Here is a 23,004-nt window from a genome sequence, read left to right as displayed (position 1 = left end):
GCCTATGCCTGGTTGATGCCGTTCTCTTCCGTCCAGACCACCCGTCCGTCCACCATGGTGAGCGTAGGCCAGCCGTACAGCTTCCAGCCCGCGAACGGAGTGTTCCGCCCCTTCGTGAGGAACGTCTCCGGGTTCACTTCCCGTTCGTTCTCCAGATCGAGCAGAACCAGGTCCGCGGGAGCTCCCGGTTCCAGCTTGCCGCTCGGCAGGCGGAATACCCGAGCCGGGTCGCTCGTCATGCGGCGCAGCAGGAAGTCCAGCGTCCAGCGTCCCGTCTTGACGAACTTCGTGTAGAGCAGCGGGAACGCCGTCTCGAAGCCGACGATGCCGAACGGGGCGCGTTCCATCCCCTTGGCCTTCTCCTCCGCGCTGTGCGGCGCGTGGTCGGTGACGATGATGTCGATCGTCCCTTCCTCCAGCGCCTTGATGCAGGCTTCCACGTCGCGCGGAGTTCGCAGCGGCGGGTTCATTTTCCAGTTCGCGTCCATCGAATCCGGGATATCCTCGTCGGACAGCACCAGATGGTGCGGGCAAACCTCGGCGGTCACGTTCACTCCGACCGACTTGCCCAGCTTGATCAGGCGAACCGATTGCTCCGTGCTGACGTGGCAGACATGGTAGTGAACCCCGGTCGCTTCCGACAGCAGGATGTCGCGGCCGACGTGGATCGCTTCGGACTCGTTCGGGATGCCCTTCAAGCCGTGCTTGCGGGAGAAGGCTCCTTCCGTCACCGCCGCGCCTACGACCAGCGTATCGTCCTCGCAGTGAGCGATGACCGGCATATCCAGCGACTTGGCGAGCGCCATCGCGTTCTTCATCATCTGCGCGTTCTGCACGCCGACTCCGTCGTCCGTGAAGCCGATCGCGCCCGCTTCCTTCAATGCGGCGAAGTCGGTCAGCTCGCGGCCGAGCTCGTTCTTCGTAATCGCGGCGTAAGGGAGAACCTTAACGACTCCTTCGGTCTCGGCCTTATCCAGGACGAGCTTGACCGTCTCCGGAGCGTCGATGACCGGTCTCGTGTTCGGCATGCAGGCGATCGTCGTGAAGCCGCCCTTCGCCGCCGAGCGCGTGCCGGACGCGATCGTCTCCTTGTGCTCGAAGCCCGGCTCGCGAAGGTGAACGTGCATATCGATAAAACCGGGGGACAGCAGCTTGCCCGTCGCATCTATAACTTCGCAGCCTGTCGTGTCGGGACTGGCGCCAGCGTCCAGCAGCTCCGCTACTTTGCCGTCTTGTACTTTCAGGTGTTTGGTTTCGAGGGCGTCGCTCGAGCCATTCGCGAACAACGCGTTCAGAATCCATGTTGCCATTGTCTGTAAATCCTCCTCTGCCGCATTTCCCTCATTCGGTTCAGCTTCGGTTCATGCATCTTTATTCATTTTATTGTATAACTATAACCGCCATTTGTCACTAAGCGAATGAAGATTTAACCTCAAGCCGAATATTTATGCCCGGCTTGTCCTCGTTTCCATTATTCCCTTAGTATTCGCTTGTTAGGGATGAATAATGGTGACGCCGTCGGTTTTGTCGAGTTCCAGAAGGCCGACCGCGATTTGCTCCTGCCGGGAGGTCGGGACGTTCTTGCCGACGTAATCGGGCCGGATGGGAAGCTCCCGGTGCCCCCGATCCACGAGCACGGCCAGTTGAATCGACTGGGGCCTGCCGCAATCCATAATGGCGTCCATGGCCGCCCGGATCGTCCGTCCGGTGTATAGCACGTCGTCGCAAAGGATGACGGTCATGTCCTTGATCGGCACCGGCAGCTCGCAGCTGTCCGCGCCGATGGACGCTTCCGGCGGGCGATCGTCGCGGTAGCGGGTAATGTCCACCTCGCCGACCGGCACGGGGAGGCCTTCGATCTCCAGAATCCGCTCGGCGATCCGCTGCGCCAAGTAAACGCCCCGGGTGCGAATGCCGACCAGAATGCAGCCTTCGATTCCTTTGTTTCGCTCCACGATCTCGTGTGCGATCCGCGTAAGTGCCCGGCGAATGGCCGATTCGTCCATTATGACTCGGGTATCCTGCATGGTGCAGACCTCCTTCTTCGCTCCGTCAAGCCAGAAGACATTTTAAGCTTAAAACGCATCAAAAAAGCTTCCCCCGCGACAGAAGCGCAAGAGAAGCTTAGGTTGAATCCGCGCGCAGGCTCGGCAAGCCCCCCCTTCCTCTCCGTTCGAAGGATTGAGCTTATTCTGCCGATCTGCACACGCGAATTAGCCGCGCCACCTTGCCAGCCTCACGGGACTGAGTTAAAGGTACCGTTTCATCAGAAGAATTATCGCATTTTCGACAAGCTCTGTCAACCGCAAATCCGGTTATTTGTCCCCTAAATCGAGAAAGCCCCGGACCGCGCGTTAGGAACGCGAGGCACGGGGCTTCATCCTTAAAATTCGAACTCGACGTCGGACAGACGGCTCTTGATCTCGTCGATGACGCGAATCTCGTCGGCTTGGTCCTTCGCGATGAACGTGACGGAGAAGCGCACGAAGCTTCCCGCGTCGTCCCAAGGCACGGTGGAGATCAGCTTCTCGCGGATCAGGTACTGCGAGAACGCTTCTCCGGATTCGAAGCGTTGGCCGCCCTTGATGCCCTTCGGAGCTTCGACGTACAGGAAGAAGGAGCCCTTCGGCTTCTCCGCCTTGAAGCCCAGCTCGTTCAGGGCGCCGACCAGCAGATTGTGGCGGCGGGAATACTTCTCCGCGATCGCTTCCGTGATCGCCGGGTTCGCCAGGCCGTAAGCGGCTGCCTTCTGAATGGCGATGAATTGGCCGGAGTCGTTGTTGTCCTTCACGTCGCCGAACGCCTTGACGATCAGCGGGTTGCCTGCGATGAAGCCGATCCGCCAGCCGGTCATGTTGTAAGACTTGGACAGGGAGTGCAGCTCGACGCCGACGTCCTTCGCGCCCGGAACGGACAGGAAGCTGAACGGCTTGATCCCGTCGTACGTCAGCGCCGCGTAAGGAGCGTCGTGTACGATAACGACGTCGTACTTCTTCGCCCACGCGACGACCTTCGCGAAGAATTCCACGGTTGCCGTGGCACCGGTCGGGTTGTTCGGGTAGTTCAGGTAGAACAGCTTCGCGCGCTTCGCGATTTCTTCCGGAATGGCATCCAGGTCAGGCAGGAAGTTGTTCTCCTTCGTCAGCTTCACGTTGTACACTTCGCCGCCGAGGTACTTCGTGTGCGTGCCCATGACCGGATAGCCGGGAACGGTCATGATGGTCACGTCGCCCGGGTTGATGAAGACGGAAGGAAGCATGGCGAGAGCCGGCTTGGAGCCGATCGTGTGCAGGACTTCCGTCGCCGCGTCGATGCCGTCGACCGAGAACACTTCCTTCAGATACTTCGCCGCCGCTTCCTTGAATTCCGGGATCCCGTTGTCGGCGTAGCCGCGGTTCTCGGGCTTGGCCGCTTCTTCGGCAAGCTTGGCCACGACGCCGGCATCCGCCATCTCGTCCGGCTCGCCTACGCCCATGTCGATCAGCTCGACGCCAGGGTTCGCTTGCTTCGCCGCCGCTTTCGCGCGTTTGATTTTCTCGAACTTGTAGATGTTCGTGTCCTTGCCGTAATTAGCCCCGCCGATCCGGTCGGCGAATTGCTGCTGAATATAAGTGGATTGATATTGCTCGACGCTCATTCGAGACACTCCTATCGGATAATAGTAGAAATCGTTCGTTCCGCTGAACATTCCCCATGTCGATTCAAGAAGCATCGATACGAGGGTACGTTATCTACTATGCCTGAAATCGCGTATCGTTCTCCATGCATTTTTTCGCCGATTTTTTGCAGGAAAGTGCAAACCCGAACCGGCGCCTCAGCGATTGCGAAGCATGTGGAGAGCGTGTTCCATGTCGGCCGGAAGCGGAGCCTCGAAGTCGTGTCTCTCCCCCGTGCGCGGATGGACGAAACCGAGCTCGCCGGCATGAAGGGCTTGTCCGTTCATCCCGAGCGTTCGGCCGCTGCGTCCGCCGTACATCGGGTCTCCGACGAGAGGGTGGCCGATGTACTTCATGTGCACACGGATCTGATGAGTGCGGCCGGTCTCCAAGCGAAGCTCCACCAACGTATAATCGTTAAATCGTTCCATGACGGCGAAGTGCGTCACCGACCGCTTCGAATTCTTCTCCGTGACGGCGAACATCTTGCGGTCATACTTATCCCTGCCGATCGGGGCGTCGATCGTCCCCCTGTCGTGCGGCACGTTGCCGTAAACGAGCGCGGTGTAGCGGCGGTTCACGCTATGCTCCTTAAGCTGCGCCGCAAGCGACGCGTGCGCCAGATCGTTCTTCGCCGCCATGAGGAGTCCCGAAGTATCCTTGTCGATGCGGTGCACGATGCCCGGACGCATGACTCCGTTGATGCCGGACAGGTCCTTGCAATGGTACAGCAGCGCATTGACGACCGTCCCGCTCGAGTGCCCGTAAGCCGGATGGACGACCATTCCGCGGGGCTTGTTGATAACGATGACGTCGGCGTCCTCGTATACGATCTCCAGCGGAATATTCTCGGGAAGCGCTTCTAGCGATTCCGGTTCGGGAAAAACGACGACGATCTCGTCGCCCGCGGCCACCTTGGCGTTGGGCTTCACCTTCTCGGAAGAGACGGTGACGAGTCCGGCGCGTATCCACTCCTGCACCTGCGAGCGCGAAATCGAGGGATTGGCGAGGGCATCGGTGACGTGCTTGTCGATCCGCTCCCCGGCTTGCTCCTCCTCGACGGTCCAGGCCATGCTCGCTTCCGCGTTTTCCTCCGTATCCATGCCATCGTCCGTCAAGCCCGCTTCCTCGAGAAGCGCCGGCTCGGACTCGTTATACGGTTTGTTCTTCCGATTGTTCTCCGTGCTCATGCTCATTCTTCTTCTCCTGTCTAGCCGTTAAAAGCGAATCCAAAATGATTAACCCGACCCCCACGCAAATCGCGACATCGGCCAAATTAAAGATGGGAAACGTATACGAACCGAAATTGAACTGCAGAAAATCGACGACTTCGCCGAACAACGCGCGATCGAGGAAATTGCCCACCGCGCCCCCGAGCACCGTAGGAAGAGCGAACAGCATCAGCTTGCTTCCCGATTTATAGGTGCGATGGAGATACCATAGGATCGCCAGGACGACGACGACGGTAATCAAGATAAAGAATACCCGCTTCCCCTCGAGAATCCCGAATGCCGCCCCTCTATTGCGAATCGAAGTGATGAGGAAAAAATCCCCGATGACGGGAATCTGCTCGTACAGATCAAGGCTGCGTTCGATCAGCTTCTTCGATGCGTAATCCAGGGCGAACACGACGACTGCCCATAGATAATAAAACCAAATGCCTACTCGTCTCGATTGCATGCTGTAGGGTCCGCCTTTCAACCTGTTATTCCATCCTGATGATTTTACCATACCGGCCGAACACCGTCCACGCGATACGGCGGTTTCCGCGATATCGGAGCCGCTCTCATAACTTGGGGGCCGACCGAGTACACTACAGGAAGCAAAGCTTGGGCAAGGGCCGCGCTCTTGTTCCAAGCCAGAACCTACCGAAGGAGCGGAACCGATGACCCTTAACTGGACAGACGACAGGCTTCATTCGCTTCGCCGGAGATTGATCGAGGATAAGAACGAGATCGAACGCAAAATCCACGCCAATTCGCATTTCGGATTGGAGAACTCGCACCGGGAATCGACAGGCGATCTCTCCAGCAACGACAATCATCCGGCCGATGCGGGCACGGAGATGTTCGAGCGCGGCAAGGACATCGCGCTGCTCGAGAACGAAGCGTTCCGCCTGGACCGCATCGATGCCGCCCTCCGCCGGATGGACACGGGCGAATACGGCATATGCGCGGCTTGCGGGCGGTTTATTCCGTTCGAACGCCTCGAGGCGATGCCAACGGCCGCCTATTGCGTCGAGCACGAGCCGAGACAGCGGGAGAACGAAGGGCGCCCGGCCGAAGAGGGCTTCCTGCAGCCTCCGTTCGGCCGAACCAGCATGGACGATCAGCAGGACCAGAACGGCTTCGACGGCGAGGACGCCTGGCAGATCGTCGAATCGTGGGGCACCTCGAACAGCCCCGCGATGGCCGAAGGCAACAACGTCGACGATTACGACTCGATGGCCATCGAGTCGGACGAGAACGACGGGTTCGTGGAGCCGATCGAGAGCTTCTTGGCGACGGACATTACGGGCCGGGACATCAGCATCGTCCGCAACAGGGCCTATCATCATTATTTGGCCGACGGGGAAGGCGAAGCTCTGCTGGAGCCGGACGAGCAGGTAGACGATTGGCGGTAAGCCGGCCGTAAAGCGTCAATAAGGATTGATCTCGAGCTGACGCTGGACGATCCGGACGATGTCGGCGATGTAATCGCCGACGACGGGCAGATTAAGCGCGCCGAGCAGTTGGAGCAGCCAAACGATCGTCGCCGCGAAGAAGGTGAAGCCGAGAGCGATTCCGATGCCCCTAAACAAGCCGGAGACGAAGTTGCGCCAGATGAGCCCCCACGGGCGGCGCATCAGGTTGACGTATTCCTTCAGTTCCGCCTTCTCCATGTCGACGGCAAGACGATCGATCCGTTCCGTGAGCGTCTCGAGCGTGGATTGCAGCGGAGACGGCTCCTTGCCGAGCGAGGCCGATGCTTCCATGCTCGCGCGGACGGGTTCGCCAAGGGCCGGCTGCTTAGGCTGGCTCCGTCTCTTGTCCATGCTTCTCCGACGCGATCTCCATTTCGCCAAGATGGTCCCTCCCCCTTCTGGTCTTCTCCGAAAAGGCCGTATCAGAAATGTAGCCAAGGCGAAAGCGATGCAAACCTTTAGATCGGTCAAAAAAAAGCGGGCATCGAATCATACAAGAACGCGAAACGGCGGCTTGGGGCATCATCTCCCCGAAGCCGCCATTCCCTTATTCTCTGCTTATTTAACCTTATCGAATCGCGATGCCGATCAGCTTGTCGCCCGCCTGCACGGATTCGCTGCCTTCTACGCGGCCGAAGCTCACTTCGTTCACGAGCACGTTCTCGCGGAGGACGCGGTCGAACGCTTTAAGCGCCGCTTCCGTCTCGGCGTCGACGTCCAGCACGAGCGAGACGCGCTGCTCGACCTTGAGATCGAGCTTCTTGCGCGTGTCCTGCACGGCGCGGATGACTTCGCGCACGAGCCCTTCCTGCTCCAGCTCCGGCGTGATGTCGGTATTGAGCGCGACGGTCAAGCCGCCGTCGGACGCCGAGGCGAAGCCCGGCTTCGCCTGCTTCTCGACGAGCAGCTCGTCGAGCGTAACGTCGAGCGTCTCGCCTTCCGCAGACGCGTAGCTCAAGACGCCGCTCGTCACGATGCCGCGCGCTTCCTCCGCTCCGAGCCCCTTCAGATAGCCTTGGATCGGGCCGACGTGCTTGCCGTACTTCTTGCCGGCCACCTTCAGGTTCAGCTTCAGGTTGAAGTCGACGAAGCCGCTGTCGTCCGTGACGATCGTCAGCTTCTTGACGTTGATCTCGTCCTTCACGATCTCCTCGTAGCCGGCGACATCGAACTCGCCGCTTAAGGAGACGAGCAGCTCGGACAGCGGCTGGCGAGTCTTGATGCCCGACTCGTTGCGCACGTTGCGGGCCAGCTCGACGATATTGCGGGCCGTCTCCATGTCGCGCTCCAGCTTCTCGTCGATCTTGGACTCGTCCGCCTTCGGATATTCCGCCAGATGGACGCTCTCCCCTCCGCCCAGGTTGCCGTAGATGTCTTCGGCCACGAACGGCGTGTAAGGAGCGATCAGGCGGGACAGCGCGAGCAGCACTTCGCGAAGCGTCTGGTACGCGAAGATCTTGTCTTCCGTCAGGCCGCTGCCCCAGAAGCGGTCGCGGGAACGTCTGACGTACCAGTTGGACAGCTCGTCGACGTACTGCTCGATCCCCTTCGCCGGGTTCAGGAAGTCGTTCGCTTCCAGGCCGCGGTTCACTTGCGCGATCAGCGTGTTCAGGCGGGACAGGATCCAGCGGTCCAGCTTGTTCGTCGAAGCGCCGGCCTTATGCTCTTCCGGGTCGTAGCCGTCGATCGTGGCGTACAGCGCGTAGAACGCGTGCGTGTTCACGAGCGTATCGATGACCTTGGACTTCGCTTCGCCGACGATGCCCTTCGAGAAGCGCTTGCTGTTCCACGGCACGCTGTCCGCGAGCAATGCCCAACGAAGAGCGTCGGTGCCGGATTCGTTGATGATGTCCCAAGGGTCGATGACGTTGCCCTTGGACTTGCTCATCTTCTGTCCGTTCTCGTCCAGCACGTGCCCGGTCGAGATGACGGACTTGTAAGGAGCCTTGCCGTTGTAAAGCGTCGAGACGGCCAGGAGGCTGAAGAACCAGCCGCGCGTCTGGTCGATGCCTTCGCTGATGAAGTCGGCCGGATACTGCTCCTCGAACGTCTTCTCGTCGCCGAACGGATGATGGTACTGCGCGAACGGCATCGAACCGCTGTCGAACCAGACGTCGATCACTTCCGGAGTCCGGGTCATCGTGCCGCCGCAATCGCAGCGCAGATGCACGTCGTCCACGTACGGCTTGTGCAGCTCCAGGTCCGCCGAGACGTCCCCGATCGCCAGGTCCCTCAGCTCCTGATGGCTGTGGGGAGCCTTTTCCTTGCCGCACGTTTCGCAGGTCCAGACGTTAAGCGGCGTTCCCCAATACCGGTTGCGGCTGATGTTCCAATCGACCAGGTCCTCCAGGAACTTGCCGAAGCGGCCGTCGCGCAGATGCTCCGGATACCACTTGACCGTCCGGTTGTTCGCGATCAGTTGGTCCTTGACGGCGGTCGTGCGGATGAACCAGCTCTCCGTCGCGTAATAGATCAGCGGGGTTTTGCAGCGCCAGCAGAACGGGTAGCTGTGCTCGTACTTCTCTTTATGGTAGAGCAGCCCGCGCTCGGACAGCTTCTTCACGATCTCGATGTCGACCTCGGGATCCTTCACGAAACGGCCGGCCATATCGGTTATCGCGTCAACGTAACGCCCTTCGCCGTTAACCACCATCAGCATCGGGATTCCGTGCTGTCTGGCGACGCGATAGTCGTCTTCGCCATGCGCAGGCGCGATATGGACGATACCCGTACCGCTCGAATCGCTGACGTAATCGGCGTCGATGATGCGATAAGCGTTTTCCACGACCACGTAGGGGAAAAGCGGCTCGTACTCGAGGCCGACCAGCTCGCTGCCCTTGACCGAGCCCAGCGTCTCGTATTCGCCCTTAAGCACCTTCTCGGCGAGCGTTCCGGCCAGAATGTATACCTCGCCGTCCTGCTTGACGCGAACGTACTCGATGTCCGGGTGAACGGCAAGCGCCACGTTGCCCGGCAGCGTCCAAGGCGTCGTCGTCCACGCCAGCGCGTATTCGCCGCTGTTCTTCAGCTTGAACTTCGCCGTCGCGGACAGGTCCTTGACGTCCTCGTAGCCTTGCGCGACTTCGTGGGAGCTCAGCGTCGTCTGGCAGTCCGGGCAGTACGGGCTGACCCGGTGGCCGCGATACAGCAGACCCTTGTCATGGATCGTCGCGAGGATGTTCCACACGCTTTCGATGTAGCGGTTGTCGAGCGTGATGTACGGGTTGTCGAGGTCGGTCCAATAGCCGATCGCCGCGGTCAGCTCTCTCCATTGGCGTTCGTATTCGAACACGCTCTCCTTGCACTTCTTGATGAACGGCTCGACGCCGTAATTCTCGATCTCCTGCTTGCCGGAGATGCCGAGCTGCTTCTCGACGCCCAGTTCGACCGGAAGCCCGTGCGTGTCCCAGCCCGCCTTGCGGATGACGCGGTAGCCGGACATCGTCTTGTAGCGGCTCATGAAGTCCTTGATGACCCGGCCGAGAACGTGCCCGATATGCGGCTTGCCGTTCGCCGTCGGAGGTCCTTCGTAGAAAACGAAGTTAGGAGCGCCCTTCCGGTTCTCGATCGATTGCTTGAACGTGTCCTCCCGGTTCCATTTGTCCAGCACGCGGAGCTCGCGGGCTCTCGCTTTCTCTTTGACGTCTACGCGGTTCATTGCCAGATCGCATCCTTTCGCAAAAATAAATAAAACCCCGCCCCTGGCAAAGGGACGAGGTTCGCTCGCGGTACCACCCTTGTTCCGACCGTTCCACCCATAGGAGGAGCGCTTCGGCACTTGAGAGCGCAGCACAACCGGCCGCGCGGCCCCGTTAACGGAGGGGAATCCGTACTCGCTTAGCAGGCTAGCTCGCGCAGCCCGTTCGGCGAGTCGTCTCGGGGAGGATATGCCGCCTTCGCTTCGCGCTGGCTCGCACCGGCCGCCAGCTCTCTGGGCTCCGCTCATGGGGCACTTGTTCCCGTCAATGACGTTGATCCTATTGTTCTTCCCTTCTTTATAAAGATAAATACCTCGTTTGTCAATTCTATTTTACAAATTCCGCGAGAGATTAGAGCATCAAACTACCACAAATGGTCATCGGCGTCCCCTACTCCCCGGCGAGTCTCTTCTCTACACTGGACTTGATCGTACGATACTACCTATCTGATAAGGAGGAAGATGACATGGCCAAGCTCAAAACGTTAACGACCGTCGGCGCTCTATTCGGAATTATGACATTCGCGGCCCATACGGGCGCCGAAGGGGACCTCGTGCCGGTCGCGACTTTGAAGCCCGCGCTAAGCATGGACAAACCCGTTCTCACTCCCGTCGGCGGCAAGTTGATTTTCAGCGACGACCCCGAGCCGTTCACCCGGCCGGGCGCGTTCTATCGCGACTCGGCCGAGGGAGAGTTCCGCGTGTTCTGGCACCATCAGAATCAAGGGGATAGCGAAGCGACGGTGGCGGTGGCCGTCACGAACACTTCCCAGGAGACCGTCAAGCTCTTCTCCAAAGGGCAAGGAGTATCGACAAGCCTTTACGTGACCGAAGCGGGGCAGCTGAGCTTGGCCGAGTTCTTGAAGACTTACGGCAGGACGAAGTCGCTCGCCCTCCTGGCTCCCGGAGAAAGCTATTTTCTCGACGCCCCCACCGGTGCGGGCCAGACGACTAGCGGCCTGGCGCAATTCGAAGCCCGAACGCAAAGAGGGAATTCCCCCGCCGAGGTTCAGGTGACGGTCCTGAATTACGAAACGAAGCCCGACCATCCGGAAGAAGCTCCGGTGCTGCCGGCAAGAGGCCCGCAGGTCCGCGGCACGTTCCCGCACTTCGACCGGATCGGGACGCTGACGTACCATACCTCGATGGGGAATGCGTATCTGCCGATCGATTCGGCGGCTTCCGGCAAGTGGAAGGACGATATGCCGGGAGAGTATGAGAAGGGATGGAACGCGGTCGACGGCAAGGAAGTGATCAACAACGGCAATTATGGCGTGCTCTATCATTGGACGTTCGATTATATCAACGACGACGGCGGTCCGAAGACGATCAAGATGTATTTGAACCCGCCGGGCGGCTCCGGAAACTATACGCTTCAATGGAAAAACGAGATTCTGAATTCCGGCTGGCTGTCGTACGTGAATGCTTGGAATTTCAAGACTTTTACGCTGGGCGCGGGAGAGCGAGAAATCAAGGTGCAGACGAGTCTCGTCGGCGGTTCGGCCGGAGCGCAGAACCTCTACTTTACCAACGAGCCGAGGAACGGATAAAAAAGCGCTTTTCCAAAGCATACAAATGGGCTAGGGAGGCAAAACCATGAAACTCGCATTAAGCATGTGGAGCATGCACCGGACCGTTCGCAAGGAAGGGTGGACGGCGCTGGACTTTCTCGAGCACTGCCGAAGAGAGGGAATCGACCGAGTCGAGCTGCTGAACGTGTTCTGGCGCGACATCGGCGCGGAGCTGCCGCAGGTCGTCGAATTCGCCCGGACGAGCGGGATTCGGGTAGTCAGCTATGCGGTCGCGAACGATTTCGTCCATGGCGATCCGGCGGAACGGGAAGCCGCGCTGCGCCAAATCACGGACGCGATTCCGGTCGCCCTTACGCTCGGAACCCGGACGATTCGCGTGTTCTCGGGCAATCTGGCCGAGGGCTTCACGTTCGATTCGGCGCTCGGGTTCATCATCGAGGGACTGCGCGAGGCGTCGGCCGCGGCGGCCGCTCAAGGGATGACGCTCTGCCTCGAGAATCACGGCAAGCTGGCCGGGACGGGCGAACAGGTTCGCCATATTCTGGAACGCGTAGGATCCCCGGCCTTAAAGTCCACCTTCGACACGGGCAATTTCCTGCTGGTGGACGAAGACCCGCTCCGCGCGCTTGACGTCCTGCTCCCCCAAGTCGGCCACGTTCACGTGAAGGACTTCGCGGAAGACCCCGAGGGCAGATACGTCTCGCTCGCCGGCGCCAAATTCGAAGGGGTCGAGGCCGGCAAGGGGCTTGTGCGATTGGATACGATCGTCGAACGGCTTATAGCCAGCGGGTACGGCGGCGAATTCGTGCTGGAATACGAAGGAACCGGAGACGAAGCCGAGGGCATCCGGGCTAGCAATGCTTACTTTCAGACCCTTATCCCCAACTGAACGGAGGCTCTCGCATGGGACGTGAATTGGCAGCCGACATCGTCGTCATCGGCGGCGGAACGGGCGGCTGCGCCGCGGCGCTGGCCGCCGCCCGCGCGGGCCGAACCGTTATCCTGACGGAGGAGACCTCCTGGCTCGGCGGACAGCTGACGAGCCAGGCCGTACCGCCGGATGAGCACCCGTGGATCGAATCGTTCGGCTGCACGGCAAGCTATCGCCGGTTCCGCGACGGAGTGCGGCAATATTACCGGGACCATTATCCGCTTACGGCGGAGGCTCGCGCGGCGAGAGAACTCAACCCGGGCGGCGGCTTCGTCAGCCGCCTGTGCCACGAACCGCGCGTCGCGCTCGCGGTCATCGAGCAGATGCTTGCGCCTTATGTAAGCAGCGGCCGGCTGACGGTGCTCTTGCGCCACGCGCCGATCCGCGCGGAGACGGACGGAGACGCCATCGTCTCCGTCGACGTCCGCAGCTCGGACAGCGGAGACGTCGCGCATCTGACGGGCGCCTACTTCCTCGATGCGACCGAATGCGGCGACCTGCTGCCGCTGGCGGGAGCGGAATACGTGACGGGCGCCGAGTCGAGAGCCCAGACGGGCGAGCCTCATGCCGTAGACGGCGAGGCGCGGCCGCAGGATATGCAGGGATTCACCTACTGCTTCGCAATGGAGTACCTGGAGGGCGAGAACCATGTCATCGACAGGCCCGAGGACTATTCGTTCTGGCGGGAATACGCGCCCGATTTCTGGCCGGGACGGTTGCTGAGCATGACCGGCGTCAAACCGGCCACGATGGAGCCGATCCGCTACGATCTTTTTCCCGGAGGCGCCTCGCTTCCGCTCTTCAAATATCGGCAAATCGCGGCGCGGGACCGCTTCGCGAACGGCCTGTACCGCGGCGATATCACTCTCGTCAATTGGCCGCAAAACGATTATTGGCTCGGCCCGATCATCGACGTGCCCGAGGAAGAGCGCCGGAAGCACCTTCGCGGCGCGAAACAGCTCAGCCTGTCGCTGCTGTACTGGCTGCAGACGGAAGCCCCTCGTCCGGACGGGAAGTCGGGCTATCCCGGGCTGCGCCTTCGGCCCGACATCGTCGGCACCGAAGACGGGCTGGCGATGTACCCTTACATCCGCGAGTCGAGACGCATCCAAGCGGAATTCACGGCGCTGGAGCAGCATGTGTCGCCGGAATGCCGGCCGGACGGCAAGGCGGAGGCGTTCGCCGACAGCGTCGGGATCGGCTGTTACCGGATCGACCTTCATCCGAGCACGGAAGGGCGACCCTACATCGACATCGCCGCGCTCCCCTTCGAGATTCCGCTCGGGGCGCTGATCCCGAAGAGAATCGGCAACCTGCTCGCCGCGGGCAAGAACATCGGCACCACCCATATCACCAATGGCTGCTACCGGCTTCATCCGGTGGAATGGAACGTCGGCGAAGCCGCCGGCTCGTGCGCGGCTTACTGCCTGGAGCGCTCCTTAAGCCCGAGCGCCGTCCGCGCGATGCAGGAGGAGCTGGCCTCCTTCCAACGGTCGCTTGCCTCCGCCGGCGTCGAACTGCGCTGGCCGACGCTGCGCGCCATGTAACGCCTGAGAGAATCCGTTAAAGGAGCGAGTCGAAAATGAGTAAAATCGGCATCGGCATCATCGGGCTCGGGACGATCTCCGAGATGCATTTGAAAGCGTATCAGAACAACCCCGAAGCGAGCATCGTCGCCGTATGCGACCTGAACGAAGAGCGCGCGCGGGCCAAAGCGGAGAAGTACGGGGTCCCGAACGTCTACACCGACTACCGGGAGCTGCTGAGCAACCCCGACGTGCACGCGATCAGCGTATGCACCTGGAACAACACCCACGCCCTCTTCAGCATCGCGGCGCTCGAAGCCGGCAAGCACGTGCTCGTGGAGAAGCCGCTCTGCAAGACGGTCGAGGAAGCGCTAGAGATCGAAGCCGCCGTCCGCCGCTCGGGCAAGCAGCTCCAGGTCGGCTTCGTCCGCCGCTACGGCTCGAACACGGGCATCGTCCGCTCGTTCCTGGAGAGCGGTGAGCTGGGCGATATCTACTTCGCCAAAACCTCGTGCATCCGCCGCGTCGGCAATCCCGGAGGCTGGTTCGGAGACGTCGAGCGCTCGGGCGGCGGTCCGTTGATCGACGTCGGCGTGCACGTCATCGACCTGTGTTGGTACCTGATGGGCCGTCCGAAGGTACGGTCGGTCAGCGGCAATGCGTACCATAAGCTCGGCAACCGCGCCAACATCCGCAACTTCGCCAGCTACAAGGCCGCGGACTACAGCCCGGACCATAACACCGTCGAAGATCTCGCGAACGCGATGATCCGGTTCGAGAACGGAGCCTCGCTGCTCGTCGACGTGAGCTTCTCCTTGCACGCGAAGGAAGACGAGCTGACCGTCAAGCTGTACGGCACGAGGGGCGGCGTCGAAGTGGAGCCGAAGCTCACTTTCGTGTTGGAGAAGCACGACACGATGCTGAACGCCGTCCCCCAAATCAACCATTTGACGTTCGACTTCGCCTCCGGCTTCCAAGCGGAGATCGATCACTTCATCGCCGTCTGCCAAGGCGGCAAAGAGACGCTCAGCCCGGTCGAGGACGGCGTCGAGATGATGAAAATTTTATGCGGCATTTACGAGTCGGGCCGGCAGGGCAAGGAGATCGTGTTCGACTGATCCGTTCCGAATACAGGTAATCGCCCTTCCTCTAGCACCACTCTAGCCCAACTCCAGCGCGCTCCAGCTCCTGCAAAGGGGCTCGGAGTATCAAATAACCCAGCGCCTCTAGTCGAGGATGCTGGGTTTTTGGTTTGCTAACGGAATCCATTTCCGTTAAAAATCCGCGATACGTGGCCCCAGGGCAAGCGCGAAAAAGTAACCTGAGCGTAGGGGAGAGGCGGAATAGCCGCGGGCGAGTCAATGGACAGAGTTGCCTGTACCCATTAGCGAACAAAACCGCCCCCGAACGTTATTCCTCGTTCGGGGGCGGCCTCGCTCCTGTCCCTTTTATACTCTCGCCTATCTCGTCTACCTCGCCCGTTTTCTATTTAGGATTTGGAATTCTTATACCACTCGTTCGTTCCTTCGGTCATCTCCGCGCCGCCTTGCTCCTTCCACTTGGCCACGAAGCTGTCGTAGGCGGACAGAGGCTCCGTTCCGGTAATGAAGTTCAGCATCTCGTCCAGCTGAAGCTGCAGCAGGTTCAGCTTGTTCTCGGCGACCTGAGGGATCGGCGGCGCGAGCGCGATCGGATCGGTCACGATCAAGCCCTCGGCGTTCGCCTGCATCTGCTCGAAGTACGATTGCAGCGTCGGGTCCTTGCGCACGCGCGCCTGCCAATACGTCGGGTAGTTGGTTTCGTCGACGCCGGTCATGTAGGAGCTGGCGTTGTTCAAGTCGTCGTTGAACTTCGGCAGAATCGGATAATACTTGCCGTCCTTCACCTCGTGGTGAACGCCCTCCTGGCCGATCGCCAGCTCCTTGAAAATATCCGGCGACAGCTTGGCGTCGAGCAGCTTCACGGCGTCTTCCTTATGCTTCGAGTATTTCGGGACGACCGCGTACCAAGTGGTCCCGCTGGCCGCGAAGACGGTCGCTTTGCCGCCCTCGCCCTTCAGGAACGGCACGAGCGACACCTTCGCGTTCGGATCGTTCTTTGCGAGCGAGTTGATCGCGCTCGGCGCGTTGTACCAGGCGATCTTGAACATCGCCGCTTGCCCGTTGGCGAACTTCTCCATCATTTTCGAGGACGTGTTCAGAGGCAGCTCCGCATCCAACAGCCCTTCCGTATACAGCTTATTCATATAGGCCAAATATTCCTTCATCTGAGGCGTCTCGACTTGATGGACGAGAGTTCCGTTCTGGTCGACCCAGTCGGTCGTCACGCCGAACGCCGCCGCGATGTCGCCGAGCAGCGAGCTCACCGCGTCCTTGCTCGCGGTCAATGGAATGACGTTTTTCTTCTCCTTGATCGTTTTGAGAACCGTGTACAGCTCGTCGGGATTGGTCGGCATCTGAAGGTTCAATTCGTCCAGCCAGTCCTGCCGCACGGCCAGCTCCTCGCTGACCGCGATTCCCGATCCCGTCTCGGGGATGCCGTAGATATGGCCGTCCATCTTGGCGCTTTCCCACGAGGCGTCTTGGATCGACTTCTTGATGTTGGGGCCGACCTTGCCGAGCAGATCGTCGAGCGGCTCGAGCGCCCCGGAGCTGGCCAGGCTGTAGAATTGCGGGGCGCTGAGCTTCATCAGGTCGTAAGGCTCCTTGTTGGCGACAAGCAGGTTAAGCTTCTGGTCCGCTTCCTCGGCGGGCAGCATGTCGTACTTGACCGGGTAGCCGGTCAGCCGCGAGATCGCCTTCGCCGCGTAATCGTCGTTCGGCTCGAAGCGGCCGTATTGCATGAGCATCTTCAGCTCGGGCTTATCGGAATCCGAGCCCGACTCGTTCCCGGAATTGCCGCCGCAGGCCGCCAGCGAGAGAGTCAATGCGCCTGCCAAAGAAAGTGCCGCTATTTTTCTAAACATGCTTATAACCTCCGTTTTCATGGATTGGACCGCCTGTCGCGACTAGCCCTGTTGCCGGATCGCCTTGCCGTTTGCGCCCGCATCACCTCCCAATATCGTCAACGGAACATTTTCCGAACACCCCCCTATTCTTTAACCGACCCGACGAGCACGCCTTTGACGAAATATTTTTGCAGGAACGGATACACCACCAGGATCGGAACGGTCGCGAGAATGATCGAAGCCGCCTGGATCGACTGCGGAGCCGTGTTCAGCGCCTGATCGGGGTTCATGGTCGCGTTGCGGAGGAAGTCGCTGGAGGAGACCAGAAGCTCCTTCAGGAACAGCTGAAGCGGCTTCAAGCTCGGATTGGAGATGTAGATCATCGCGTTGAAGTAATCGTTCCAGAAGGCGACCGCGAAGAACAGCGCGATGGTCGCCAGCACCGGAAGCGACAGCGGCAGGTAGATGAACAGCAGGATCCGGATATGACCGGCTCCGTCCAGCTTGGCCGATTCCTCCAGGCTGTCGGGAAGCCCCTCGAAGTAATTTTTGATCACCAGCATGTTGAAAACGTTGACCATCGAAGGCAGGAACAGCACGGATAGCGTATTGACGAGGTGTAGATTGTGCATGAGCAGATACGTCGGAATCAAGCCGCCGCCGAACAGCATCGTGAAAATGAAGAGCAGCAGCAGCCACTTGCGGCCGACGAGACGAGGCTTGGACAGCGGATAGGCGGTCAGCGTCGTCACCAGCAGGCTGCAAGCCGTCCCCAGAACGGTCAGCAGCACCGAGACCCGCAGCGCTCCCATGAACGCTTCGTCCTCCAGCACGTAGCGGTAGGTACCGAATTGCAGATCGATCGGAAGCAAGCCGACCCGTCCGGCGAACACCGCCTCCTCGCTGCTGAGCGACTTGGCAAGCAGATTGACGAACGGAAGCAGCGTCGACAATCCGATCAGCGCGAACAGCGCGTAGTTGCAAACATCGAACAGCTTTTCCGGCCACGAACGGCGAATGCCTTTGCTCCGGCGCTTCCTTCTCGGGGGTACCGGCGTTTGAGTCGTCAAGCTATTCATCCCGGATCGCCCCCTTCCTCACCAGATGCCCCGGCGCAAATATTTGCGGCTCAAGTAGTTGCCCGAAACGATCAGGATGAACCCGATGACGGATTCGAACAGGCCGACGGCCGTCGTGAAGCTGTACTCCTGCTTGCCCAGACCCATCCGGTACACGTAGGTGCCGATGATGTCCGAAGACTTGTAGACGGTGGAGTTGTACATGGCCAGGATCTGCTCCGTGTCGGCGGTAAACAGGCTGCCCAGCCTCAGAATCAGCATCAGCACGATGATCGGGGAGATGCCCGGCAGCGTGATGTGCCGGATCTGCTTCCAGCGCCCGGCCCCGTCCATGCGCGCCGCTTCGTACAAGCCGGGGTCGATGGTGGAGAAAGCGGCGAGATAGACGATCGTGCTCCAGCCCGTCTCCTTCCAGCCGGCCGTCGTGACGAGCACGCCGCGGAAGTAATCGTTGCTTAGGAAGAAGGGAATCGGCTCGATGCCGAACTGGCCCAGCAGCTTGTTCACCAGTCCCCCGTTGATCGACAGGAGGTCGATGAACAGGCCGCTGATGATGATCCAGGATAGAAAATGGGGAAGGTAGATGACCGTCTGGACCGTTCTTCGGAAGGCCATCAGCCTTAATTCGTTAAGCAGGATGGCGGCGATAATCGGCAGCGGAAAAAGGAAAACGAGCTTAAGAAGGCTGATTTCGATCGTGTTGCGGAGCACGAGCAGGAAGTCCTCGGACTCGAACAGCTTGCGGAAGTTGTCCATTCCGACCCAGGGGCTGCCCCCCATCCCGTCGAAAATGTTGTAATCCTTGAAGGCGATCAGAATGCCGTACATCGGCGTGTACTTGAACAGCAGCAGCGCGGCTAACCCCGGCAGGAGGAGCAAATAGAGCTCCCGGTCGGCGCGGATTTTATTCCAGACCGATCGTCGGTTCGGCCGCGGCGCGATAGCCGCGTTCGGGTTTCCGTCCGTCATGCTTCTCCCTCCTCTGGCTGATTTGTGATCGTTGCCGTAGCTTAAGTGTAGAGGCGCAAGCGCTTGCTTAGTAGAGGAGGCTCATGACCGTTTTTGGTAATTTGATGTTGGAATGCATGGGCCATGGCCGAAAGCGGGGGCGGTCGGCTCCGGGAGCCCCCGAAACCCAAATAGCCCGGAACCGCATCATTCGCGGTCCCGGGCCGAGCTCTGTCCATCCTTGTTCCGTTTACTGCTTCATTCCGCCCGGCGTGACGCCCCAGTATTTGCGGAATACCTTCGTGAAATAACTGACGTCGCGGTAACCGACCATTCTCGCGGCGTCGTACACCTTGGCTCCGTCGGACAACGCGGCTTTGGCCTTCTCCATCTTCTGCTCGAGCACGTACGCCGAGAACGTCTGCCCCATCTCTTGCTTGAACAAGCGGCTCAAATAAGAAGGGTTCACGTACAGCCGTTCCGCGGCCGTATGGAGCGTGACGTCCTGGTCGATCTCCTCCTGGGCGATGGCGATCAGCGTTTCGACGAACTGATGGCGACTCGACTTGCGGCGACGGGCCTGATAGGCTGCGATTTCGGACGCGCCGCTCTCCAGCCAGGCGCGAAGCTGCTCGCGGCTCGTCAATTGCTGGGGATTCAGGAACGTGCCGAGGTGCTCCCTCAGCACTTCCTTCACCGACAGCCCCTGCTTCTGCACGAAGCGGACAAGCAGGATGCCGATGCGGAGAAAGCCTTCCATCACTTCGTCGGCCGTGTCGGCCTCCGCCAGGCCGCTTCTCCACATCTCGTCCAGCGCGCGGCTCGCCGCTTCGGCATCTCCCAGCTCGAGCGCGATCTCGAGCGCCTTCTCCTGCTCCCCGCCTATCGGAGGGGAAGCGGCAGCGGGCGCACCGGGCGCCTCCGGCTCCCGGTACGGGATGGCGATGCCCGGCCCGTACACGATGCGGTCCTGCAGGGCGAGGCAGGCTTCGGCGTACAGCCGGTTAAGCTCGCTCAGCGTTCCGGCGGAGCCGCCGATCCCCGCGCTGCAGACGATGCCGAGCCCCTCCCGCGCCCGGATGAGCAGCTTATCGACCAGCGCCTGAGGCCCGAGCAGCGCCTGCTTCGCATCCTTATCCGAGGGGAGGGCGAAGATCGCCGCCAGATAGCCTTGCCCTTCCAGGCAAAGCCAGCAATCCTCCTCGGCCAGCAGCGTCTGCGCCATCAGGTAGACGGAGAAGCGCATACGCGCGAGATCGGACGAGCGAACGCGCCGCGGGTCAAGGTTGTCGTCGGTATCGGAGCCCGTCGGCGTCGGCGCCGGCGCCGGCTCCGCGTCGACGACGGCGACCGCGTACCGCGCGTCCTCCGGGAGCCTGATGCCATACTCGGCGCCTAGGCGCGAGGCTTCTCCGGGAGGAAACGCGCCGCGCAGCAGCCGCTCGAGGAAGGCCGTCTGAAGCTGGGGAAGATGATCGTTCCACTTCTGCCGCAACAGCTCCTCGTTGTAGCGGCGGTCCAACTGCTCGCGAAGCTGCCGTCCCGCTACGAGAACCGCTTCCAGGATGTCGCGCTCTCCGGCTGGCTTCAGCAAGTACTGCGTCACCCCCGCTTCCATCGCCTGCTGCGCGTACGAGAAGTTGTCGTGCCCGCTTAGAATAATCGTTTTCAGGAAGGCATCCTTCTCCTTCATCAATCGGGCGAGCGTCAATCCGTCCATCTCCGGCATCTGAACGTCGAGCAGGATAATGTCCGGCTTCTTCTGCTCGAACAGCCGCAGCGCCTCGTTCCCGTTCGCCGCCAGCGCCACGACCTCGATGCCGTGCTCCTCCCACGGAATGCCTCCGGCGAGCGACTGCCGCAGCCGGGCTTCGTCCTCCACGATCATCAGATTCATCTACGCTTCCTCCTCTCTCCGGATTGAGATCTCTCCGCGGCAGCGCGCCAGCGGCAGCCGCAGGACGGCCTTCGTTCCTTCGCCTTCCCGGCTGTCGATGGTCAGATCGGCAGCTTCGCCGTAGCAGAGACGGACCCGCGTCATCACGTTGCGCAGGCCGAACAGGTCGTTCGTCTCCTCCGAATGGAGCGACAGCAGCCGGATATGGCGGCGGCGCAGCTCCTTCAGCTCGGACTGCACGTAAGCGATCCGCTCCGGAGGCATCCCCTTGCCGTTGTCGGAGACCGACAGCTCCAGGAATTCGCCGTCCGCTCGCCCGCCGATCGCGAGCCTTCCGCCTTCGCTGCAGCCTTCCAAGCCGTGCAGGATCGCGTTCTCCACCAGAGGTTGAAGCAGCAGCTTCAGCACCGGCACCTCCGCCGCGTCCGGCTCGATGCGGTATTCGACCTCGAAGCTGTCCAGCGACTTCAGCTGTTGAATGCGCACGTAATAATTCAGATGCTCGATGCTCTCCCTTACGGTGATCACGTCCTTGCCTTTGTTGAGGCTCAGCCGGAAGAACTTCGACAGGTTCAGCACCATTTCCCCGATCTCGTCCGCCTCGTAATTTTTGGACGTCCAGTAGATCGAATCGAGCGTGTTGTACAGAAAATGAGGATTGATCTGCGACTGCAGAAACTTAAGCTCGGTCTGGGCCAAATGCAGCTGCTGCTCGTAGTGGTCCTCGATCAGGCGCTTCTGGTTAAGCGTCATCTGGTTGAAGGTCTCGGTCAGGAAGCCGAGCTCGTCCGCCCGCTTGTAGTCGATTCTCACGTCGAGCTTGCCGGCGCCGACCAGCTTCATCCCCTTCATAAGCTTCTTTACCGGGGCGGCGATTCCCTTGTACACCGTCCAGGAGATGATAAACGCCAGCAAAATGCTAAGGCCGGCGATCAAATATAAGTACCATTGGAACGATTCGGTCCGCCGAAACACCTCGCTCTTCGGCTGCGCGATCGTCATCTGCCAGTTCGAATAATTGGAGCGGATCGTGACGGTGAGCAGCTTCGAGCCGCCTAGCGCGGCGGCCCGCGCCGTCTCGCCGCTGCCTTCGCCGACGATCAGCCCCCCGTCCTGCCCGTACAGCGACACGTACGCGTTCGCCGACGGCAGCAGCGACTTCAGCGTCGCGCGCAGCTCCGACTGATCGAGCGAGATGATAAGCGCGTTGGGCTGCCTGCGCTGATTGTATAGATCCATCGAGCGGACGAGCGACAGGCTGTCGTTCCGGATCGATTGGCCGCCCGATTCGGTTCCCCTCGTTCCGATGCGGCCCGATTCGTACAGGATGCCCGAGCCGATGCGACTCAGCGTGTCCGTCAGCCACTTCCTCTCCTCCGCGTCGGGCTGCCTGGCTCCGTACCCCGTCGTCAGCATCGTATTGGACGCCTCGTGATAGACCGATATTTTCTGAACGAACTGATTGCTGAGCTTGATGTTGGATAATTGCTTAAGAATTTGCGCGAATCCGAGGATCGATGCCGGAGTCGTTTTTTCCCCGGTGCTCTCGAGCAGCTCGATGACCGTCTTGTCGGTGGCGATGATCGTCGACAATTGCTCCACGTTCAGGAGTGTTAAATCCAAGCTATCCATCGTGGAAGAGAGCGCCAGCTGCGATCGTTCGACCGCCTGGTCGTACAGGATGCTTTTGGACTGTTCCACCGCGTACATGCCGGCGGCCGCGAGCGGAAGAAGCAGAATGAGGAAGTAGCACGTAAGGCGGAACTGGATATTTTGCGAGAACATGCGGCGCACGGCGATCGGTCCGATTCTCATGTCAGTTCCCCCAGATGCCGTATAAGACGACCGACACGGCCGGACTGCCGCCTAAAGAACTTGCTTCCGAATCGGATGCGTTCTTCGCGCCGCTGCACGCGCTCAACAGCAGAACGCCCGAGAACGGAATGATCCAAAGACTTCGCATACGCTTCCTTTGCATCCGGCATTCATCCTTTCCCAAGCGTTCAAGGCTGAAGATGGCAAAGAGCCGCCCCGGTACGATGCCTGCGGGCGGCTCTTTATCAAAGTAGTGCGGTAAGTCTATGTCGACAAGCTCGTCCTTGGCGACG

The 23,004-nt window shown here is 60.4% G+C and carries 18 protein-coding genes; 5 read left to right on the top strand and 13 right to left on the bottom strand.

The features are described 5' to 3' along the window. Positions 1 to 2: 2 nt before the first annotated feature. From H7B67_RS19635 to lspA, 5 genes are all read right to left on the bottom strand, one after another. Positions 3 to 1,310 carry a dihydroorotase gene (locus tag H7B67_RS19635; protein WP_185121553.1) on the bottom strand — a complete coding sequence of 436 codons (1,308 nt, stop codon included), beginning with the start codon at positions 1,308 to 1,310 and terminating at the stop codon, positions 3 to 5. A 183-nt stretch (positions 1,311 to 1,493) separates the two neighbouring features. After that, positions 1,494 to 2,027 carry a bifunctional pyr operon transcriptional regulator/uracil phosphoribosyltransferase PyrR gene (gene pyrR, locus H7B67_RS19630; protein ID WP_185121552.1) on the bottom strand — a complete coding sequence of 178 codons (534 nt, stop codon included), beginning with the start codon at positions 2,025 to 2,027 and terminating at the stop codon, positions 1,494 to 1,496. Positions 2,028 to 2,383: 356 nt separating this feature from the next. Then, positions 2,384 to 3,637, bottom strand: coding sequence for an LL-diaminopimelate aminotransferase (locus H7B67_RS19625; protein ID WP_185121551.1), 1,254 nt, complete (start codon positions 3,635 to 3,637; stop codon positions 2,384 to 2,386). A gap of 177 nt (positions 3,638 to 3,814) precedes the next feature. Next, positions 3,815 to 4,759 carry an RluA family pseudouridine synthase gene (locus H7B67_RS19620; protein WP_185121676.1) on the bottom strand — a complete coding sequence of 315 codons (945 nt, stop codon included), beginning with the start codon at positions 4,757 to 4,759 and terminating at the stop codon, positions 3,815 to 3,817. A 49-nt stretch (positions 4,760 to 4,808) separates the two neighbouring features. Continuing rightward, the gene (gene lspA, locus H7B67_RS19615) at positions 4,809 to 5,336 is read right to left on the bottom strand and encodes a signal peptidase II (protein ID WP_185121550.1); all 528 of its coding nucleotides are present in this window, start codon (positions 5,334 to 5,336) and stop codon (positions 4,809 to 4,811) included. Positions 5,337 to 5,541: 205 nt separating this feature from the next. Here lspA and H7B67_RS19610 point away from each other — a divergent pair, with 205 nt between their 5' ends. Continuing rightward, positions 5,542 to 6,279 carry a TraR/DksA C4-type zinc finger protein gene (locus H7B67_RS19610; protein WP_185121549.1) on the top strand — a complete coding sequence of 246 codons (738 nt, stop codon included), beginning with the start codon at positions 5,542 to 5,544 and terminating at the stop codon, positions 6,277 to 6,279. A 15-nt stretch (positions 6,280 to 6,294) separates the two neighbouring features. On the opposite strand, the gene H7B67_RS19605 is transcribed toward H7B67_RS19610, so the two are convergent. Together H7B67_RS19605 and ileS are read right to left on the bottom strand one after the other, a co-directional pair. Beyond that, a complete protein-coding gene (locus tag H7B67_RS19605) occupies positions 6,295 to 6,630 on the bottom strand; it encodes a DUF5665 domain-containing protein (RefSeq protein ID WP_185121675.1) in 336 nt (111 codons plus the stop codon). Positions 6,631 to 6,907: 277 nt separating this feature from the next. Next, positions 6,908 to 9,997, bottom strand: coding sequence for an isoleucine--tRNA ligase (gene ileS, locus H7B67_RS19600; RefSeq protein WP_185121548.1), 3,090 nt, complete (start codon positions 9,995 to 9,997; stop codon positions 6,908 to 6,910). A gap of 506 nt (positions 9,998 to 10,503) precedes the next feature. Here ileS and H7B67_RS19595 point away from each other — a divergent pair. From H7B67_RS19595 to H7B67_RS19580, 4 genes are read left to right on the top strand one after another with little or no spacing between them, the layout of a single operon-like run. Next, positions 10,504 to 11,586, top strand: coding sequence for a hypothetical protein (locus H7B67_RS19595; protein WP_185121547.1), 1,083 nt, complete (start codon positions 10,504 to 10,506; stop codon positions 11,584 to 11,586). A gap of 46 nt (positions 11,587 to 11,632) precedes the next feature. Next, positions 11,633 to 12,457 (top strand): sugar phosphate isomerase/epimerase family protein, encoded by an 825-nt coding sequence (locus H7B67_RS19590; protein WP_185121546.1) that lies wholly within the window; start codon positions 11,633 to 11,635, stop codon positions 12,455 to 12,457. A 14-nt stretch (positions 12,458 to 12,471) separates the two neighbouring features. Then, entirely contained in the window at positions 12,472 to 14,046 is a 1,575-nt protein-coding gene (locus H7B67_RS19585; RefSeq protein ID WP_185121545.1) for an FAD-dependent oxidoreductase, read from the top strand. 35 nt (positions 14,047 to 14,081) lie between these two features. Then, entirely contained in the window at positions 14,082 to 15,143 is a 1,062-nt protein-coding gene (locus tag H7B67_RS19580; protein WP_185121544.1) for a Gfo/Idh/MocA family protein, read from the top strand. 371 nt (positions 15,144 to 15,514) lie between these two features. Here the strand turns inward: H7B67_RS19580 and H7B67_RS19575 are convergent, their stop codons facing one another. The 6 genes from H7B67_RS19575 to H7B67_RS19550 all read right to left on the bottom strand — a co-directional run bounded on the left by H7B67_RS19575 (position 15,515) and on the right by H7B67_RS19550 (position 22,874). After that, positions 15,515 to 16,990: an extracellular solute-binding protein gene (locus tag H7B67_RS19575; RefSeq protein ID WP_185121543.1), complete on the bottom strand. Its 1,476-nt coding sequence runs from the start codon at positions 16,988 to 16,990 to the stop codon at positions 15,515 to 15,517. 125 nt (positions 16,991 to 17,115) lie between these two features. Next, positions 17,116 to 18,051 (bottom strand): carbohydrate ABC transporter permease, encoded by a 936-nt coding sequence (locus H7B67_RS19570; protein ID WP_185121542.1) that lies wholly within the window; start codon positions 18,049 to 18,051, stop codon positions 17,116 to 17,118. Between the two features lie 18 nt (positions 18,052 to 18,069). Next, the gene (locus H7B67_RS19565) at positions 18,070 to 19,020 is read right to left on the bottom strand and encodes an ABC transporter permease (protein ID WP_185121541.1); all 951 of its coding nucleotides are present in this window, start codon (positions 19,018 to 19,020) and stop codon (positions 18,070 to 18,072) included. A gap of 229 nt (positions 19,021 to 19,249) precedes the next feature. Next, a complete protein-coding gene (locus H7B67_RS19560; RefSeq protein WP_185121540.1) occupies positions 19,250 to 20,896 on the bottom strand; it encodes a response regulator in 1,647 nt (548 codons plus the stop codon). After that, positions 20,897 to 22,711 (bottom strand): sensor histidine kinase, encoded by a 1,815-nt coding sequence (locus tag H7B67_RS19555; RefSeq protein WP_185121539.1) that lies wholly within the window; start codon positions 22,709 to 22,711, stop codon positions 20,897 to 20,899. Position 22,712: 1 nt separating this feature from the next. Beyond that, a complete protein-coding gene (locus H7B67_RS19550) occupies positions 22,713 to 22,874 on the bottom strand; it encodes a hypothetical protein (protein WP_185121538.1) in 162 nt (53 codons plus the stop codon). Between the last annotated feature and the right edge of the window lie 130 nt (positions 22,875 to 23,004).

The organism is Cohnella thailandensis (assembly GCF_014212135.1).
Taxonomy (GTDB): domain Bacteria; phylum Bacillota; class Bacilli; order Paenibacillales; family Paenibacillaceae; genus Cohnella; species Cohnella thailandensis.
Note: the sequence above shows the minus strand (reverse complement) of the source record. Positions and strands in the feature narration are given on the sequence as shown.

Excerpts from the sequence above, each read along its gene's own strand:
- H7B67_RS19565 (WP_185121541.1), bottom strand. The coding sequence starts at position 19,020 with ATGACGGACGGAAACCCGAACGCGGCTATCGCGCCGCGGCCGAACCGA.
- pyrR (WP_185121552.1), bottom strand. The coding sequence starts at position 2,027 with ATGCAGGATACCCGAGTCATAATGGACGAATCGGCCATTCGCCGGGCA.
- H7B67_RS19625 (WP_185121551.1), bottom strand. The coding sequence starts at position 3,637 with ATGAGCGTCGAGCAATATCAATCCACTTATATTCAGCAGCAATTCGCC.
- H7B67_RS19585 (WP_185121545.1), top strand. The coding sequence starts at position 12,472 with ATGGGACGTGAATTGGCAGCCGACATCGTCGTCATCGGCGGCGGAACG.
- H7B67_RS19620 (WP_185121676.1), bottom strand. The coding sequence starts at position 4,759 with ATGGATACGGAGGAAAACGCGGAAGCGAGCATGGCCTGGACCGTCGAG.
- H7B67_RS19635 (WP_185121553.1), bottom strand. The coding sequence starts at position 1,310 with ATGGCAACATGGATTCTGAACGCGTTGTTCGCGAATGGCTCGAGCGAC.
- H7B67_RS19590 (WP_185121546.1), top strand. The coding sequence starts at position 11,633 with ATGAAACTCGCATTAAGCATGTGGAGCATGCACCGGACCGTTCGCAAG.
- H7B67_RS19610 (WP_185121549.1), top strand. The coding sequence starts at position 5,542 with ATGACCCTTAACTGGACAGACGACAGGCTTCATTCGCTTCGCCGGAGA.
- lspA (WP_185121550.1), bottom strand. The coding sequence starts at position 5,336 with ATGCAATCGAGACGAGTAGGCATTTGGTTTTATTATCTATGGGCAGTC.
- H7B67_RS19550 (WP_185121538.1), bottom strand. The coding sequence starts at position 22,874 with ATGCAAAGGAAGCGTATGCGAAGTCTTTGGATCATTCCGTTCTCGGGC.
- H7B67_RS19560 (WP_185121540.1), bottom strand. The coding sequence starts at position 20,896 with ATGAATCTGATGATCGTGGAGGACGAAGCCCGGCTGCGGCAGTCGCTC.
- H7B67_RS19605 (WP_185121675.1), bottom strand. The coding sequence starts at position 6,630 with ATGGAAGCATCGGCCTCGCTCGGCAAGGAGCCGTCTCCGCTGCAATCC.
- H7B67_RS19580 (WP_185121544.1), top strand. The coding sequence starts at position 14,082 with ATGAGTAAAATCGGCATCGGCATCATCGGGCTCGGGACGATCTCCGAG.
- H7B67_RS19575 (WP_185121543.1), bottom strand. The coding sequence starts at position 16,990 with ATGTTTAGAAAAATAGCGGCACTTTCTTTGGCAGGCGCATTGACTCTC.
- H7B67_RS19570 (WP_185121542.1), bottom strand. The coding sequence starts at position 18,051 with ATGAATAGCTTGACGACTCAAACGCCGGTACCCCCGAGAAGGAAGCGC.
- ileS (WP_185121548.1), bottom strand. The coding sequence starts at position 9,997 with ATGAACCGCGTAGACGTCAAAGAGAAAGCGAGAGCCCGCGAGCTCCGC.
- H7B67_RS19555 (WP_185121539.1), bottom strand. The coding sequence starts at position 22,711 with ATGAGAATCGGACCGATCGCCGTGCGCCGCATGTTCTCGCAAAATATC.
- H7B67_RS19595 (WP_185121547.1), top strand. The coding sequence starts at position 10,504 with ATGGCCAAGCTCAAAACGTTAACGACCGTCGGCGCTCTATTCGGAATT.